At 71.7% G+C, this 13875-nt stretch carries 16 protein-coding genes; 8 read left to right on the forward strand and 8 right to left on the reverse strand.

The annotated features are described in order from the left end of the window. The first annotated feature begins 138 nt into the window (after window positions 1–138). Together ACGFI1_RS18665 and ACGFI1_RS18670 are read left to right on the forward strand one after the other, a co-directional pair. Entirely contained in the window at window positions 139–1173 is a 1035-nt protein-coding gene (locus ACGFI1_RS18665) for an FtsX-like permease family protein (RefSeq protein ID WP_392786603.1), read from the forward strand. Continuing rightward, window positions 1170–1883 (forward strand): ABC transporter ATP-binding protein, encoded by a 714-nt coding sequence (locus ACGFI1_RS18670; protein ID WP_392786605.1) that lies wholly within the window; start codon window positions 1170–1172, stop codon window positions 1881–1883. Before ACGFI1_RS18665 ends, ACGFI1_RS18670 begins: the two co-directional genes overlap by 4 nt. Here ACGFI1_RS18670 and ACGFI1_RS18675 read toward each other — a convergent pair. The 3 genes from ACGFI1_RS18675 to ACGFI1_RS18685 all read right to left on the reverse strand — a co-directional run bounded on the left by ACGFI1_RS18675 (window position 1845) and on the right by ACGFI1_RS18685 (window position 5473). Continuing rightward, window positions 1845–2855 (reverse strand): acetamidase/formamidase family protein, encoded by a 1011-nt coding sequence (locus ACGFI1_RS18675; protein WP_392786607.1) that lies wholly within the window; start codon window positions 2853–2855, stop codon window positions 1845–1847. The genes ACGFI1_RS18670 and ACGFI1_RS18675 overlap by 39 nt on opposite strands. Further along, window positions 2852–4264, reverse strand: coding sequence for an APC family permease (locus ACGFI1_RS18680; RefSeq protein ID WP_392786609.1), 1413 nt, complete (start codon window positions 4262–4264; stop codon window positions 2852–2854). The genes ACGFI1_RS18675 and ACGFI1_RS18680 overlap by 4 nt, the downstream gene beginning before the upstream one ends. Window positions 4265–4354: 90 nt before the next feature. Continuing rightward, window positions 4355–5473, reverse strand: a complete 1119-nt coding sequence (locus ACGFI1_RS18685; protein ID WP_392786611.1) for an ABC transporter substrate-binding protein — start codon at window positions 5471–5473, stop codon at window positions 4355–4357. Between the two features lie 52 nt (window positions 5474–5525). Here ACGFI1_RS18685 and ACGFI1_RS18690 point away from each other — a divergent pair, with 52 nt between their 5' ends. Together ACGFI1_RS18690 and ACGFI1_RS18695 are read left to right on the forward strand one after the other, a co-directional pair. Next, complete coding sequence (locus ACGFI1_RS18690) at window positions 5526–5978, forward strand: MarR family winged helix-turn-helix transcriptional regulator (protein ID WP_392786613.1); 453 nt, start codon at window positions 5526–5528, stop codon at window positions 5976–5978. A gap of 104 nt (window positions 5979–6082) precedes the next feature. Further along, window positions 6083–6733, forward strand: coding sequence for a lytic polysaccharide monooxygenase auxiliary activity family 9 protein (locus tag ACGFI1_RS18695; RefSeq protein ID WP_138642156.1), 651 nt, complete (start codon window positions 6083–6085; stop codon window positions 6731–6733). A 97-nt stretch (window positions 6734–6830) separates the two neighbouring features. On the opposite strand, the gene ACGFI1_RS18700 is transcribed toward ACGFI1_RS18695, so the two are convergent. Then, the gene (locus ACGFI1_RS18700) at window positions 6831–7082 is read right to left on the reverse strand and encodes a DUF397 domain-containing protein (RefSeq protein ID WP_392786615.1); all 252 of its coding nucleotides are present in this window, start codon (window positions 7080–7082) and stop codon (window positions 6831–6833) included. A 146-nt stretch (window positions 7083–7228) separates the two neighbouring features. Then, window positions 7229–7900: a hypothetical protein gene (locus tag ACGFI1_RS18705; RefSeq protein WP_392786617.1), complete on the reverse strand. Its 672-nt coding sequence runs from the start codon at window positions 7898–7900 to the stop codon at window positions 7229–7231. Window positions 7901–8316: 416 nt separating this feature from the next. Between ACGFI1_RS18705 and ACGFI1_RS18710 the strand changes: the two genes are divergently transcribed. Both ACGFI1_RS18710 and ACGFI1_RS18715 read left to right on the forward strand, forming a co-directional pair. Beyond that, complete coding sequence (locus tag ACGFI1_RS18710) at window positions 8317–9186, forward strand: helix-turn-helix domain-containing protein (protein WP_392786619.1); 870 nt, start codon at window positions 8317–8319, stop codon at window positions 9184–9186. 36 nt (window positions 9187–9222) lie between these two features. Then, a complete protein-coding gene (locus tag ACGFI1_RS18715) occupies window positions 9223–9561 on the forward strand; it encodes a HEAT repeat domain-containing protein (protein ID WP_392786621.1) in 339 nt (112 codons plus the stop codon). Between the two features lie 15 nt (window positions 9562–9576). Here the strand turns inward: ACGFI1_RS18715 and ACGFI1_RS18720 are convergent, their stop codons facing one another. The 3 genes from ACGFI1_RS18720 to ACGFI1_RS18730 form a co-directional block, all read right to left on the reverse strand. Continuing rightward, complete coding sequence (locus tag ACGFI1_RS18720) at window positions 9577–10092, reverse strand: flavin reductase family protein (RefSeq protein WP_138641124.1); 516 nt, start codon at window positions 10090–10092, stop codon at window positions 9577–9579. A 79-nt stretch (window positions 10093–10171) separates the two neighbouring features. Further along, window positions 10172–10789, reverse strand: coding sequence for a TetR/AcrR family transcriptional regulator (locus ACGFI1_RS18725; RefSeq protein ID WP_386870884.1), 618 nt, complete (start codon window positions 10787–10789; stop codon window positions 10172–10174). A gap of 5 nt (window positions 10790–10794) precedes the next feature. After that, window positions 10795–11430, reverse strand: a complete 636-nt coding sequence (locus ACGFI1_RS18730; RefSeq protein ID WP_138641122.1) for a TetR/AcrR family transcriptional regulator — start codon at window positions 11428–11430, stop codon at window positions 10795–10797. 158 nt (window positions 11431–11588) lie between these two features. Between ACGFI1_RS18730 and ACGFI1_RS18735 the strand changes: the two genes are divergently transcribed. Both ACGFI1_RS18735 and ACGFI1_RS18740 read left to right on the forward strand, forming a co-directional pair. Further along, window positions 11589–12908 carry an ABC transporter substrate-binding protein gene (locus ACGFI1_RS18735; RefSeq protein ID WP_392786623.1) on the forward strand — a complete coding sequence of 440 codons (1320 nt, stop codon included), beginning with the start codon at window positions 11589–11591 and terminating at the stop codon, window positions 12906–12908. Window positions 12909–12968: 60 nt separating this feature from the next. Next, the gene (locus tag ACGFI1_RS18740; RefSeq protein WP_138641120.1) at window positions 12969–13874 is read left to right on the forward strand and encodes a branched-chain amino acid ABC transporter permease; all 906 of its coding nucleotides are present in this window, start codon (window positions 12969–12971) and stop codon (window positions 13872–13874) included. Window position 13875 lies beyond the last annotated feature (1 nt).

The following is a 13875-nucleotide window of genomic DNA, read 5'->3' on the forward strand; positions in this document are numbered from 1 at the left end:
CCCAGCGTAAGCGAGGAACCCCCAGGTCACATCGATCGAAAGGTTGATTCCGGCCGTCCGGAAGGAGGCGGTCCGGCGGTGCCGCCGCACGATGTGCCGCCTCTCCCGCGCGGCGAGGCTGGAGGTACTGGAACCGAGGTGGACGGGGGATTCACGGTGTTCGTGGCGCTACGGGACCTGCGCTTCGCCAAGGGGCGGTTCGCGCTGATGGGGGCGGTCGTCCTGCTCATCACCCTGCTCGTGACGATGCTGTCCGGGCTCACCGAGGGCCTGGCCCGCGACAGCGGCTCGGCCATCGCGAACCTGCCCGCAGACCGCGTCGTGCTGAACGGCGACTCCTTCACGACCAGCCGCATCGACCAGCGGACGCTGCAGGGCTGGCAGGACGTCCCGGGCGTACGGGCCGAACCGCTCGGCATCGGCATGAACCGGCTGGGGGAGGGCACTCCGGTCGCCCTCTTCGGCGTCGACACGGGCAAGGACGCGCCGCCGCCGGGCCAGGTCACCCTCTCCCGAGACCTCGCCGAGGAGACCGGCCTTAAGCCGGGCGCCACAGCGGAGATCGCCGGACGCCCGTTCACCGTCGCGGGCGTCGGCGGCGCCGCGTCCTACAGCCACAACCCGGTCGCCTGGCTGCGGATGGACGACTGGAAGGCCGCCGACCCGCAGGGCTCGTCCGTCCTGCTGCTGCACGTCACCGGCGACCCGGACCTCGGCGCCGCCGACCGGCGGCTCGGCACGACCGCGCTGACCCCGGGCGACGCGGTCTCCAAGATCCCGTCCTACGCCGCCGAGAACGGGTCGCTGCAGCTCATGCGCGGCTTCCTGTTCGCGATCTCGGCGCTGGTCATCGGGGCGTTCTTCACCGTCTGGACGATCCAGCGCCGCGGGGACGTCGCCGTCCTCAAGGCGCTCGGCGCGAGCACCGGCTACCTGCTGCGCGACGCGCTGGCGCAGGCCGTGCTCGTCCTGCTCGCGGGGGCGGGCCTCGGCGGCGCGATCGGCGCGGCGGCCGGGCTGGCGCTCGGCGGCTCGGTGCCGTTCGTCGTGTCGGCGGGGACCACGGCCTTCCCCGTCGCCGCCATGATCGTGCTCGGCGCCGCCGGGGCCGCGCTCGCCATCCGCAAGATCACTTCTGTCGACCCGCTGACCGCGCTGGGAGCGGCACGATGAGCCTGAACCTGACCGATGTCGTCCTCACCTACCCCGACGGCGACCGGACGCTGACCGCCCTCGACCACGTGGGCCTGGCCGTCCGGCCGGGCGAGTTCGCCGCCGTCGCCGGGCCGTCCGGCTCCGGGAAGTCGAGCCTGCTGGCCGTCGCGGCGACGCTGATCCCGCCCGCCGCCGGCACCGTCGAGATCGCGGGCCGGGACGTGACCGGCCTCGGCCCGGCCGAGCGCACCCGGCTGCGCCGCGACCTCATCGGCATCGTCTTCCAGCAGCCGAACCTGCTGCCGTCCCTCACCGCCGCCGACCAGCTCGCGGTCATGGCGCACCTGTCGGGCGGCCGGGCCGGCCGCCGGAACGCCGCCGACCGCGCCCGCGAACTGCTCGACGCCGTCGGCCTGGCGGGGATGGAGCACAAGCGCCCGCACCAGCTCTCCGGCGGCGAACGCCAGCGCGTGAACATCGCCCGCGCCCTGATGAACGACCCGAGGGTCCTCCTGGTGGACGAGCCCACGAGCGCCCTGGACCACCACCGGGGCGAGCAGATCGTGAAGCTCCTGGCCGACCTCACCCGCGACGCCTGCGTGGCGACCGTGATGGTCACCCATGACCGGGCGCAGCTGGCCGCCGTCGACCGCGTCTACGAGATGACCGACGGCCGCCTCGCGCAGCGGTCAGCGCTCGGAGAGGTAGCGCTCCGCGGTCTCGCGTAGGCGCGCGTGGACGCCGTCGTAGGCGGACACCCCCGGCAGGGCGGATTTGGGGAGCTTGGCGAGCATCGTGTAGTTCGTGTCGACGACGTTGCCCGCCGGGGCCAGGCCCGCCTGGCTGACGAGCTGGTAGGCGTCCAGCTCCTCCAGGCTGAGGAGGGAGGACGTCCAGGTGACCAGGTCGTGCTGGCTGATCCGGAAGGCGTCCTCCAGCGGGCGCGCCGAGCCGGTCGACATCAGGTGGAGGTCGTCCTCCAGCCGGGGCCACGCCGGAGCGGCGCCCTTGATGAGGTCCACGACCACGACCGTGTTCATCGCCGCCTCGACGGCCGTCCCGCACACCTCGCCCTCGCCCTGCCGGCAGTGGCCGTCGCCGAGGGAGATCAGCGCGCCCGGCACGTTGACGGGGAAGTAGGCCGTCGTGCCCGCCCGCATCTCCGGGGTGTCCATGTTGCCGCCGTGCGCGCCCGGCGTGATGCTCATGATCACTTCGTTGGCGGCGGGCGCGACGCCCACGGTGCCGTGCATCGGGTCGAGAGGCAGCTCCACCTCGAAGTCGCTGCGCCGGGCACGGAAGCGGCAGACGCCGCGGGCGGCGTCCACCTCGTAGACCCAGACCCGCTCCTCCAGGGCCGGGTGCAGCATCGCCGTCGCGTGCGTCGTGGTCAGCGCCCCGAAGTGCGGGAACGTGGTGGAGACCGCCCAGTCCCGGGCGGGACGGATGTCCACGAAGTGCACCGCGACCGCGTCGCCGGGCTCGGCGCCCTCGACCGCGATCGGGCCGGTCACCGGGTTCAGGTAGGGGAACGTGCACACCCGGCTCGGCAGGTCGTCCACCCCTTTCACCGCGCCGCCGAAGCAGTCCTCGGTGGTCAGTTCGACCACGGTGCCGGGGGCGACCGTGAGGGCCGCCTCCCGTCCGCCGAACGCGTAGGCGGGCTCCGCGCCGTCCAGCGCGACCACGTTGAGCGTCACTTGCCGTCCTCCTCCTCTTCGATGCCGGCCAGGGCCGGGCGCCGGTGCATGACGAGCAGCGCGACCAGCACGGCCGCCCCGACCGCCAGCCACAGGAACGCCAGCTTCTGCGCCGCGACCTTCGCGTTGATGACCACATAGCCCAGGATCAGGAAGCCGATCGCGGGCGCGACCAGGTGCCGCCACCAGTCCCGGCTGCCCGAGCGGACGACGTAGTGGACGACGACCGACACGTGCAGCGTCAGGAACGCCGTCATGGCGCCGAAGTTCACCAGCGAACTGAGCAGCGTGATGCCGTCGTCCCGCTCCGCCATGTAGAGGCCGAGCACCAGCGAGACCGCCGCGACCAGCAGCGTCGCGTTGACCGGGACGCGCCGCGTCGGGTGCACCTTGGCGAGGAAGCGGGGCAGTTGCCGGTCCCGCGCCATCGCGTACAGCAGCCGGGACGTCGCCGCCTGCGCGACCAGCGAGTTCGCGAAGCCCCACGCGATCGCGGTGGCGAGCGCCGTGAGCTTGGCGAGCCAGGCCCCGCCCGCGACCCGCGCGGCGTCGTAGAACGCGGTGCCGTCGGGGTCGCCGTCCTTCACCAGCGCGTCCGGGTCGGGGACGAGCAGCGACGCCACCCACGTCTGGACGATGAACAGCAGCCCGACCAGCACCAGCGCGGCGACCATCGACCGTCCGATGGCGCGGGCGGACTCGCGGTTCTCCTCCGCCAGCGTCGAGATGCCGTCGAAGCCGAGGAAGCTCAGCACGGCGATGGACACCGCGCCGAACACCAGCCCCCACGAGAACGTGTCGGCGTTGTAGATCGGCGTGAAACTGCCGCCGCCGTGCCCCTTGCCCTGCGCCAGCGCCACCACGCCCACGGCCAGGAAGATCAGCAGGATGACCAGCTCGGCGAGCAGCATGACGCGGTTGATCCGCGCGGTCATCTCGATGCCGAAGAAGTTGACGACCGTGTTCAGCACGACGAACGCGGCGAGCCACAGCCACACCGGGACGCCGGGCACCAGCGAGTTCATCGCCACGCTCGCGATCAGGTACAGCAGGCCCGGCACCAGCACGTAGTCGAGCAGGATCATCCAGCCCGCCAGGAACCCGACCGGCGCCGCGATCCCGCGCCCCGCGTAGGTGTAGACGGACCCGGCCATCGGGAACGCCCGCGACATCTGCGCGTACGACGCGGCGGTGAACAGCATGGCCAGCATGCCGACCGCGTACGCGAGCGCGACCATGCCGCCCGCGCCCTCGAAGACGCTGCCGAAGATGCCGAACGGCGCGATCGGCACCATGAAGATCAGCCCGTAGACCACCAGGTCGCGGAAGCCGAGCGAGCGCTTCAGCTCCTGCGTGTAGCCGTACTGCTCGAGCTTCGCCTGCTCGGTGTTCGCCTGCCCGGTGCTCATGGCCCCTCCTCCGCGCGGGGGACCCGCCCCGCGCCGTGAGCGACCCTAGAGCTTTTCTTTTCAGATGAAAAGATTCCAAACGAAAAGACTTCACAGCCGGGCGATCACGGCGAGGTCCAGGCCGTCCGCCCTGGCCAGGTAGGTCGCCGCGGGCGGCGGCCCGAGCGGCGCCGCCGACCACGCCAGCCGGGCCGCCCGGTCGTCCCCGCCGAGCAGCCGCACCGCGCCGGACCGCCCGTCCCGCGCGGTCAGCAGCCCCGCCGCCGCGAGCGCCGCCGCCAGGTGCACGCCGTCGTAGCAGCCCTCCGCGTAGGTGTCGAGGACGGGCGCCGCCGCCCCGAACGCCGCCCGGTACCGCTCCGCCAGCGCGATCCGGCGGTCGTCGCCCTGCCCGGCGAACGACCGCATCGCCGAGTACAGCTCCCCGGTGTCGTCGCCGCCCGCCGCGAGCAGCACGTTCTCCTCCAGCGCCCCGGACAGCCGCACCACCCCGGACGCGGGCCGCGCCGCCGCGAACACCCGGTTGAACACCGCGAGGTCCCGGCCGACCAGGCTGAGCAGGATCGCCTGCGCGCGCGCCCGCTCCAGCGCGTCCACCAGCTCCTCGAAACCGGCCTCCGGATCGTCGCCGGACGCCAGCGGGAACGGGACGAGCCGGTCCAGCACGACCTCGGCGCCGAGCGACCGCACCAGCCGCGTCGCCACCCGGTGCACCGACCGCGGCCAGATGTAGTCGTTGCCGACCAGCGCCCACCGCCGCAGGCCCCGCCGCTCGCTCAGCCGCCGCACCGCGGGCCCGAGCTGCCGCTCCGGCGAGTCGCCGAGCAGCACCACGCCCGCCCGCCGCGGCCCGCCCTCGTGCGGCGGCGTAAAGATGTACGGCACCACCCCGGCGAGCGCCGCCTCCAGCGCCCGGTGCACGTCGCTCGTATGGAACCCCACGAACGCCTGGACGAGCCCCGCCCCGGCGAGGAACCGCGCCTCGGCCGCCACCGCCTCCGGCCGGCGCCCGGCGTCCACCGGCACCAGCTCGACGCCCCGCCCCGCCGCGTTGACCTCGATCGCGGCCAGCCGCGCCGCACTCAGCCCCGACGGCCCGGTCAGCCCGAGCGGCCCGGACAGCGGCAGCAGCAGCCCGAGCCGCAGCACCCCGGCGTCCGGGCCGGTGACCAGCAGCTCCGTGGCGTCCCGCAGCACCGAATCCGTCATGACCTGGCAAGTATGCTCTGTGGACGGACGGCCGGAAACAGGGGAGACGGACGTGGTCGAACGGCGGGACACGGTCGAACGGCGGGACACGCGCACCGACCTCGTCGACCTCCTCACCCGCGCCCAGCGCGCCCTCACCCGCGACCTCGGCGCCGTCCTCGACGAGGAGGGCACGACCGTCGAGCAGTGGCGGGTCCTGCGCGCCCTCGCCGGCGCCGACGACGTCTCCATGGGCGAGCTCGCGGCCGTCGTCGAGATCCCGCACCCCACCCTGACCCGGCTCGTCGACTCCCTGGTCGACTCGGCCTACCTCTACCGCTCCCACTCCGCCCGCGACCGCCGCCGCGTCTCCGTCCACGTCTCCGACCTGGGCCTCGCCAAGCTGGCGCGCCTGGAGGCCCTCGCCGAGGCCCACGAACGCTCCCTCGCCGACACGGAGACCGTCCAGACCCTCTCCACCCTGCTCACCGACCTGTGGACGGACCTCCGCCGCCCAGCCCCGTGAAAGCTTTCACGCCGCGCATGACGCGCCGTCGCACCGCGGGTTAGCCTGCCGACTGGAAGCGCTTCCAGTCCGGCCACCCCCGCCACCGGAACGGAGAACGCGCGATGCGACGCGACCGGATACGCCGTGCCCTCACCCTCCTCCTCGGAGCGGCGCTCCTGCCGATCCTCTGGGTCGACACGGCGTCCGCCCACGGCTCGGTGATCGACCCCGCCTCCCGCAACTACGGCTGCTGGGACCGCTGGGGCGACGACTTCCAGAACCCCGCCATGCAGCAGGAAGACCCGATGTGCTGGCAGGCATGGCAGGACAACCCCAACGCCATGTGGAACTGGAACGGCCTCTACCGCAACAACGTCGGCGGCGACCACCAGGGGGCCATCCCCGACGGCCAGCTCTGCAGCGGCGGCCAGACAGAAGGCGGCCGCTACCGCTCCATGGACGCCGTCGGCCCCTGGAAGACCACCGACATCGGCAGCACCTTCTCCATCAACCTGTACGACCAGGCCAGCCACGGCGCCGACTACTTCCTCGTCTACGTGACCCGCCAGGGCTACGACGCCCTCACCCAGCCACTGCGCTGGAGCGACCTGGAACTCGTCCGCCAGACCGGCCGCTACGCCCCCGCCAACAACTACGTGATCGACAACGTCACCGCCCCCGGCCGCTCAGGCCGCCACGTGGTCTACACGATCTGGCAGGCGTCCCACATGGACCAGTCCTACTACATCTGCAGCGACGTCAACTTCCGCTGAATCGGCACGTCTGCTCCCACACGGAGGCCCGGAAGCGGTGCGACGCCTGCTTCCGGGCCTCTGCAATTCTCAAAAAGGGGGACGGTTCGTCCGGTTCCTATTTCAGATCGAGCCGGCCCGCTTTGATGTGCCCGAGGAACCCGGCCATCGTGGCCCGGTCGAGAACGATGACGGGGCTCGACTCATCGAGGACACTGTCGCGGACGCCGGTCGACCCCGCCCCGAGAGGACGCACCTCAAGGCACCCGGTGTTCGCCCCGCAGAACCGGCTTTTGCGCCAACTGCGCTCCGGGTCCGCCGACCCTGCCGGGCGGGTAGGTGCCGTCGATCGTTCGGCGTCCACTGCCATGTGTGTGTCCCTTACCTAGGCTGAGGTGCGCAAACCCCCGCACTCAGCAATGGGCGAGGGTGTGGGCGCAGGTAGGACACAACAATGGCGGGGCCAGGCCGGCAAATGCGAGACGGCACGCCGAATGTGTTCGGCAAAAGCCGCGATTAGATGGTGGTCCGAAGCTCAGCACGTTGCAGCGTCTCCGGTAGGACGTGCAACTGAACGTGCCCACTCGCCCCGGCGTCCGGTACGTGGATCCAGCCATAGCGGGTCAAGCCGCAGACGTTGACTTCGACCGCGCGTTGGTACGACTGCGGGCACAGGCCGGAGTATCCGTGGACGATGGTCGCTTCATAGATCTGCTGCGACACGACCAGCACGAGAGGCGCGTTGGTGTTCCGCAGCGCCGCGCGGACCGCGTCCGCGTCGAGGAGCCGGATGGCCGCGTCGATCTCCGCGCCGAACGGCCCGTGGTCGTCGCGGAGCAGGTCGCCGGCGTGGACGACCGCCCGCATGCGCAGCCGGTGGTCGGGACGGTCGGCGGGCCGCAGCGCGGCGTTGTAGCCGCCCAGCAGCTGCGCCAGCACGGGGATGAGCGGGTCCAGCAGGCGGGACCTCGGCACCTCGTCCGTCGGCTGGACGAGCACGAGGACGCCGTCGCCGCGGTCCTCGATGGGCTCGCAGAACCGCTCGTCGATCCCCGCCGCCCGCATCGCGCGGTGCAGCAGCAGGTAGAGCTGGTTCCGCAGTTCGACCTTGACGAGGTCGGTGCGGGTCGACGAGCTCTCCAGGTCGAGTGCCAGGATGCTCCGATGTAGGGGGCCGCAGAGGGGCAAGGTTTCGTCCTCCCATCCCCGTCCGGCGGACATGTCGTCCGCGACGCAGAGGCCGCCACCGCCGAGGTGGCATGTCCCGGTGGCGCGCCATCGCGGTCACGGGCACTGACGCAACGCTCCGCCGCGGGCGGGCGAACCCGCGGCGACTTACTCCCCTTGCCCCCAATATGCCCGACCCGTGATGCGCGTGCAGCATGCACGGCGTGATGCACAGGGGCGTTCATGAAAGTCTATCCTTGCGGTGATACGCCGTTCTGGAATTCTCGCGCGGAACGGACCGACTTTTGAGGTAATATATGCGGTGCAACATGCACTGCGGGTTTCGCATCAGACCGTTGGCCAGTTACCCCAGCAAATCAAGATCTCCATCGCCAGGTGGCCGCCGCCATTCCTGGCCGGCCTCGGGGAGAGTGGCGGTGCCGACATCTCAAGCCCCGTCCGTGCGCCGGCGGCGCCTCGGCGTCGCGCTGCGCCGCATGCGCGAGGGCAGTGGTCTCAGCGCCGAGACGGTCGGCCGGCGGCTGCGCTGGTCGGCGTCCAAGGTCTCCCGTATCGAGACGGCGCGGATCGGGGTGCGGGAGGCCGATGTCAAGCGCATGCTCAAGCTGTACCGGGCCGAGGACCACGCGCTGACCGAGCTGCTCGCCCTGGCGCGCGAGGCCGCCAACCCGGGGTGGTGGACCCGCTACCCGGGCCTGCCGCCCGACCAGGCCGCCTACTGCGCGCTGGAGGACGAGGCGGACGTCGCGCTCGCCTATGAGGCGCAGATCGTGCCGGGGCTGCTGCAGACGGAGGATTACGCGCGCCGTCTGATCCTCGGCTGGGCGGAGATCGTCCCCGTGCCGCCGGCGGTCGTCGAACGCGATCTCCAGGTGCGCATGAAACGCCAAGAACTTCTGCGGGCACCGCGTTCCCTGCGGCTTTCAGTGATCTTGGACGAGGCCGTGCTCCTGCATCGCATCGGCGGTGCCGCGATCATGCGGCGGCAACTGGAACGGCTGGTCGAACTTGCGGGCCTGCCGAATGTCGAATTGCGGATACTGCCGCTGGGCGCTGATCACAGCGCCGCGCTGCACGCGTTCACGCTGCTGGAGTTCGCGCCGTCCTTCGAGGTCACTTTTCCCTCGGTCGTGCACAGCGAAAGCCACCCGATGAGCCTCGTCCAGGACGAGACCGTCACGCACGAGCACCACCGTGTCTTCGACTGGCTCACGCAGCGGAGCCTCACGCCCGCGGAGTCGGTCGACGTGGTCCAGCGCACCGCCGGGCGCGAGTGGTGCTCTTGATCTCGCGGTGTCGGTGGGGGGTCGTAGGGTCGGGGTATGTCGCGGCGGCGGTTCGAAGTGGCCATGGGGCGTATGCGGGACGGGGATCCGCGGGTTCGGGAGGGGGCGTTCGACTTTCTGCGGGAGCATGCGGACGCCTACGTCGACGAGCTGATCGCCGAGTTCGCGGTCGAGGGGGATCCGGGGTTGCGGTGCTGGCTGCTGGAGCTCGTGGCCGAGGCGCGGTCCGGGAAGGCGCTGGACGTGTTCCGCGACCAGCTGGAGAGCCCGGACGAGTCGCTGCGGTTCTGGGCCGCGCGGGGGCTGGAGATGCTCGACACGCGGGCGGCCGAGCAGGTCCTTGAGCAGGCGCGCGATGAGGGGTGGATCGCTTAGCCGGGGTGTGCCCGGCTAGGCGGCCGGGCCGTGCGGGGCGAAGGTGCCGTAGGCGCCCTGGTGGAACAGCAGGGGCGTCTCGCCGTCGCCGAGCTGCAGGTGCTCGACGCGGCCGATGACGATCTGGTGGTCGCCGGCGTCGTGGAGTTGCTCGGTGACGCAGTCGATCCAGGCGACCGCGCCGTTGATGACCGGGTTGCCGGCGGGGGACGGGCGCCAGCCGATGTCGTGGAACTTGTCGGTCTTGCGCACCGCGACGGCGCGGCACACGTCCTCCTGCGCGGCCGACAGGACGTTCACGCAGAACCGCTCGCCCGACTCGCGCAGCGCGCGCCACGAGCTGGAGCCCTTGTCGGGGAGGAAGGCGACCAGCGGCGGGTCGAGCGAGACGGAGGTGAACGAGCCGACCGTCATGCCGATGGCGGTGCCGGCCGCGTCCAGCGCGGTGACCACGACGACGCCGGTCGGGTAGTGGCCCAGCACCTGCCGGAAGCGGGCGGGGTCGATGGCCTCGTTGGTCGTCAGGCGCATGACGGAACTCCTCCCTGTAGCGATCGCTACAGAGAATGCCATCCGGGACCCCGGCCTGACAAGCGTGACGTTCCGGTGCTCAGCCGGCGACGGCCCGCTCGACCACGGCGACGGTGATCGCGACGAAGTCGTCGGGGTCCCAGTCGTCGTGGATCTGGTGGGCCAGGAAGAGGCCGTCGGTGGCGGCCATCACGATGCGGGCGAGGTCCATCGCCAGCTCGGGGCGGCGGGCCTGCAGCTCGGTGTCGAAGTACGAGGTGAACCAGGCCGCGATGCTGCTCGCGACCGAGTCGCGGGTGGCGAGGAAGTACCGGCGGGCCTCCGCCTCGACCTCGCGGGACTCCAGCAGCAGCATGTGCCCGATGCGCAGGAAGTCCGGGGCGTCGCGCAGCGAGCGCACCGAGCGGGACAGGATCGCGCGCAGGCTCTCGGCCAGCGGGCGCTCGTCGCGGGGGTCGCGCTCCCAGCGCGGCTGGGCGGCGATCCACTGCTCGAAGCTGTGCCGGATCACCTCGGCCATGAGGTGGTCCTTGTCGCGGTAGAACCAGTACACCGAGCTGGCCGGCAGGCCGGACCGCCTGGTGACCCGCGAGATCGTGGTGCCCTCGTAGCCGCACTCGGAGGCGATCTCGGCGGCGGCCTTGAGGATGCGGACCCGGGACAGCTCCCGGTCGTCGGCGGAACGCGTCGTCGGCATCGCGGTCACGCCGCCTCGCCGAGCCAGGCGAGGGCCTGCGCGTGCACGCCGTCGGCGATCAGGTCCACCATCCGCTCCAGGTTCCAGCCGCGGCCCGAGTGGACGCCGACGTACAGGCCGTCCATCACGGCGAGGTGGAAGCGGGCCATCCGCTCGGCGACCTCCCGCGCCCGGTCCGGGTCGCCGGCCGGGAGCACCTGCTCCCACCAGTCCCGGATGGCGGTGCGGGTCTCGCCGCGCACCTCGATGTAGCGGCGCCGCGCGGACGGCTCCTTCGGACGGTTCGCGAGGCCGAGCATCAGCCCGAGCCGCCAGAACTCCGGGCGGTCGGTGATCGCCCGCGACGCCCGGTGCAGCCGGTCGCGGATCTCCTCGGCCGGGTCGGAGACCGCGACGCGCTCCTGCCAGGTGGGCGCGGTGTCGCGCCAGCGCCGGTAGCTGAACTCCAGGGTCTCGGCGAGCAGTTCGTCCTTGTTGCGGAAGTGCCAGTAGACCGAGCTGGCCGGCAGCCCGGTGGCCTCGGTGACCAGGGCGATCGAGGTGCCGTCGTAGCCGCGTTCGGCGGCGATGGCGAGGGTGGCCTCCAGGATCCGCAGCCTGGACTCCTCGCCCTGCTGGTGGCGGCGCGCCGTTTTCCGCATCCGGCAATCATCTCCCCTCTGATCATCGGAAACCCGACCGCGGTGGGGGGTTGTGTCGACCATCACATCACGGGTACGGTCACCGCACGTCCCTGTAGTGATCGCTCCAATCAGTGTAGTGATCGATACGGGCGGAGATCGGTGACCTGGAGTAGACAATGCCCACCTCACGCAGAGCTCCCCGCCGTCGGCGGCTGCTCGCCCCCGTCCTGGCCGCGCTGACCGCGGCCGCGTCCCTCACCGCCTGCGGCTCCGGCGACGCTGGCGTCAGCGCCGCCGACGCCAAGACCCAGGCCGCCGACCTCGTGAAGCTGCTCGGCGTCGAGGACGGCGCGGACCTCGGCGGCAAGGTCACCTTCAAGCTCGGCGCCGCGCTCACCCTGTCCGGGCCGTCCGCGAGCAACGGCGAGTCGATGCGCAACGCCATGGAGCTCGCTGTCGAGCAGATCAAGGCGGCCGGCGGGCCGGCGATCGAGCTGAGCGTCAAGGACATCAAGGGCCCCGACCCCGTCGCCGCCAAGCAGGCCGCGTCGGAGCTGGCGGCCGAGGGCGTCCCGGCCAAGATCACCTCGATGGGGGACGGCCTCGGCGCGATGCTCGCCGACACCGACAAGAGCAAGATCCTCAGCCTGGACGGCGTCGGCGGCGCCCAGGTCTTCACCAAGGGCACGCAGTACTTCTACGGGACGCGCGAGGTCGCGCCGTCCGACGCGGCGCCCGGCGCCCTGGAGTGGTTCAAGCGGGCCCACCCGCAGGGGCGGACGGTCGGCCTGGTCGGCGTCGACCTCGGCCCGCTGAACGCGGCCATCCAGGCCGACATGAAGGCCAAGATCGAGGCCGCGGGCCTCACCTACAACGGCCTCTGGGAGACGCTCTCGCCCAGCTCCCAGGACTACGCCAGCATGATCGCGAAGGTGAAGAAGAACGAGCCGGACCTGCTCTGGGTCGCCTTCGGCGGCGCGGCGCCCGGTGCGTTCGCCGCCCAGGCCAAGAGCGCCGGCGTGAAGAGCGAGCTGCTCGGCATCGAGTTCACGCAGGAGGCGGTCAAGGCGTCCAAGGGCGTCCTCGACCGCGAGGGCTTCAAGTTCGCCATGGACTACTTCGACGCGTCCAAGCCGTCGAACCCGCTGGCCAAGCTGTTCGCCGAGGCGTACGAGAAGGCGTACGGCGAGCCCGCCGACTTCTACGCGGCCAACGCCTACGAGGAGACCCTGATGGTCTGGGACCTCATCAGGCGCGTCATCGCCGAGGGCGGGAAGCCGGACGACAGCGCCGCGCTCAAGGCCGCGCTGGAGAAGGACCCGAAGTTCGCCTCCGTCTACGGCGGCGACACCGCGACCGTCGGCGCCTTGGAGATCGACCTGAAGACGCACGGCGTCGCCAAGCGGCCGATGGGCGTCTTCGAGTACAAGGACGGCAAGGTCGCGCCGCTCGCCACCTACGACGTGGGCGGCGGGGACTTCCGCCTCGCCCGCTGACGGCTTCCTCCGGGGCGGCCCCGCCGCGGGCCGCCCCTCCTCCTCGTCTCCGGAGGCTCCATGCATGACCTGCTGGACTCAGAACTCTGGCAGCTGACCGTCAACGGGCTCGTCCGCGGTGCCTTCTACGCGGCGCTCGGCGCGGGGCTCGCCCTCGTCATCGGCGTCACGACCCGCTTCCACTTCGCCTACGCGCTCACCTACACGGTGGCGCCCTACGCCGCCTTCTGGGCCATGGACGGGCTCGGCGTTCCCTTCTGGCCGTCCGCGCTCATCGGGCTCGCCGCGGCGGTCGCGGTCAGCGTGCTGCTGGAACTCGGCGTGTACGAGCCCGTCGCGCGCCGCGCCGCCGACCGCGCCATGCTCGCCGTGCTCGTCACGTCGATCGGCGTCAGCACCGCGGGCATCGCGCTGCTCCAGCTCAAGTTCGGGACGAGCAGCCTGCCGTTCTACGGCCCCGAGGCGGTGCGGCACGAGTTCGGACGGGTGCAGATCTCCACCTTCGACCTCGGGCAGGTCGCCACCTGCCTCGTCCTCGTCGCCGCGCTCGCCGCGTTCCTGGCGTTCACGCCGCTCGGACGCTCCATCAAGGCGGTGCGCAGCAACCCGGGCCTCGCCGCCGTGCTCGGCATCGGCGTCCGCCGGGTCAACCTCGTCTGCTTCGCCGTCGCGGGCCTCATCTCCGGCGCCTGCGCGCTCTGGTACGGGCTGCTCTACACCGTCCAGCCGACCATGGGCGACACGACGGTCATCTACGGCTTCGTCGTCGCGTTCCTCGCCGGGACCCGCGCGTCGCCGCTGCGCGCGCTGCCGATCGGCATCGGGCTCGGGCTGCTGGAGCAGTGGGCGTCGAACTGGCTGTCGCTCCAGTGGACGCAGACCGCCGTGTTCATCGTCCTCACCGGCTACCTCGCGTTCCTCGCCGGGAGGAGCCGCCTCCCCCTCGTGTCGTTGCGGAAGGCCTGAC

The organism is Actinomadura geliboluensis, from assembly GCF_043197915.1.
Taxonomy (GTDB): Bacteria; Actinomycetota; Actinomycetes; order Streptosporangiales; family Streptosporangiaceae; genus Spirillospora; species Spirillospora geliboluensis.

Excerpts from the sequence above, each read along its gene's own strand:
- ACGFI1_RS18730 (WP_138641122.1), bottom strand. The coding sequence starts at position 11,430 with ATGCGGAAAACGGCGCGCCGCCACCAGCAGGGCGAGGAGTCCAGGCTG.
- ACGFI1_RS18720 (WP_138641124.1), bottom strand. The coding sequence starts at position 10,092 with ATGCGCCTGACGACCAACGAGGCCATCGACCCCGCCCGCTTCCGGCAG.
- ACGFI1_RS18725 (WP_386870884.1), bottom strand. The coding sequence starts at position 10,789 with ATGCCGACGACGCGTTCCGCCGACGACCGGGAGCTGTCCCGGGTCCGC.
- ACGFI1_RS18680 (WP_392786609.1), bottom strand. The coding sequence starts at position 4,264 with ATGAGCACCGGGCAGGCGAACACCGAGCAGGCGAAGCTCGAGCAGTAC.
- ACGFI1_RS18685 (WP_392786611.1), bottom strand. The coding sequence starts at position 5,473 with ATGACGGATTCGGTGCTGCGGGACGCCACGGAGCTGCTGGTCACCGGC.
- ACGFI1_RS18740 (WP_138641120.1), top strand. The coding sequence starts at position 12,969 with ATGCATGACCTGCTGGACTCAGAACTCTGGCAGCTGACCGTCAACGGG.
- ACGFI1_RS18700 (WP_392786615.1), bottom strand. The coding sequence starts at position 7,082 with ATGGCAGTGGACGCCGAACGATCGACGGCACCTACCCGCCCGGCAGGG.
- ACGFI1_RS18735 (WP_392786623.1), top strand. The coding sequence starts at position 11,589 with ATGCCCACCTCACGCAGAGCTCCCCGCCGTCGGCGGCTGCTCGCCCCC.
- ACGFI1_RS18670 (WP_392786605.1), top strand. The coding sequence starts at position 1,170 with ATGAGCCTGAACCTGACCGATGTCGTCCTCACCTACCCCGACGGCGAC.
- ACGFI1_RS18715 (WP_392786621.1), top strand. The coding sequence starts at position 9,223 with ATGTCGCGGCGGCGGTTCGAAGTGGCCATGGGGCGTATGCGGGACGGG.
- ACGFI1_RS18695 (WP_138642156.1), top strand. The coding sequence starts at position 6,083 with ATGCGACGCGACCGGATACGCCGTGCCCTCACCCTCCTCCTCGGAGCG.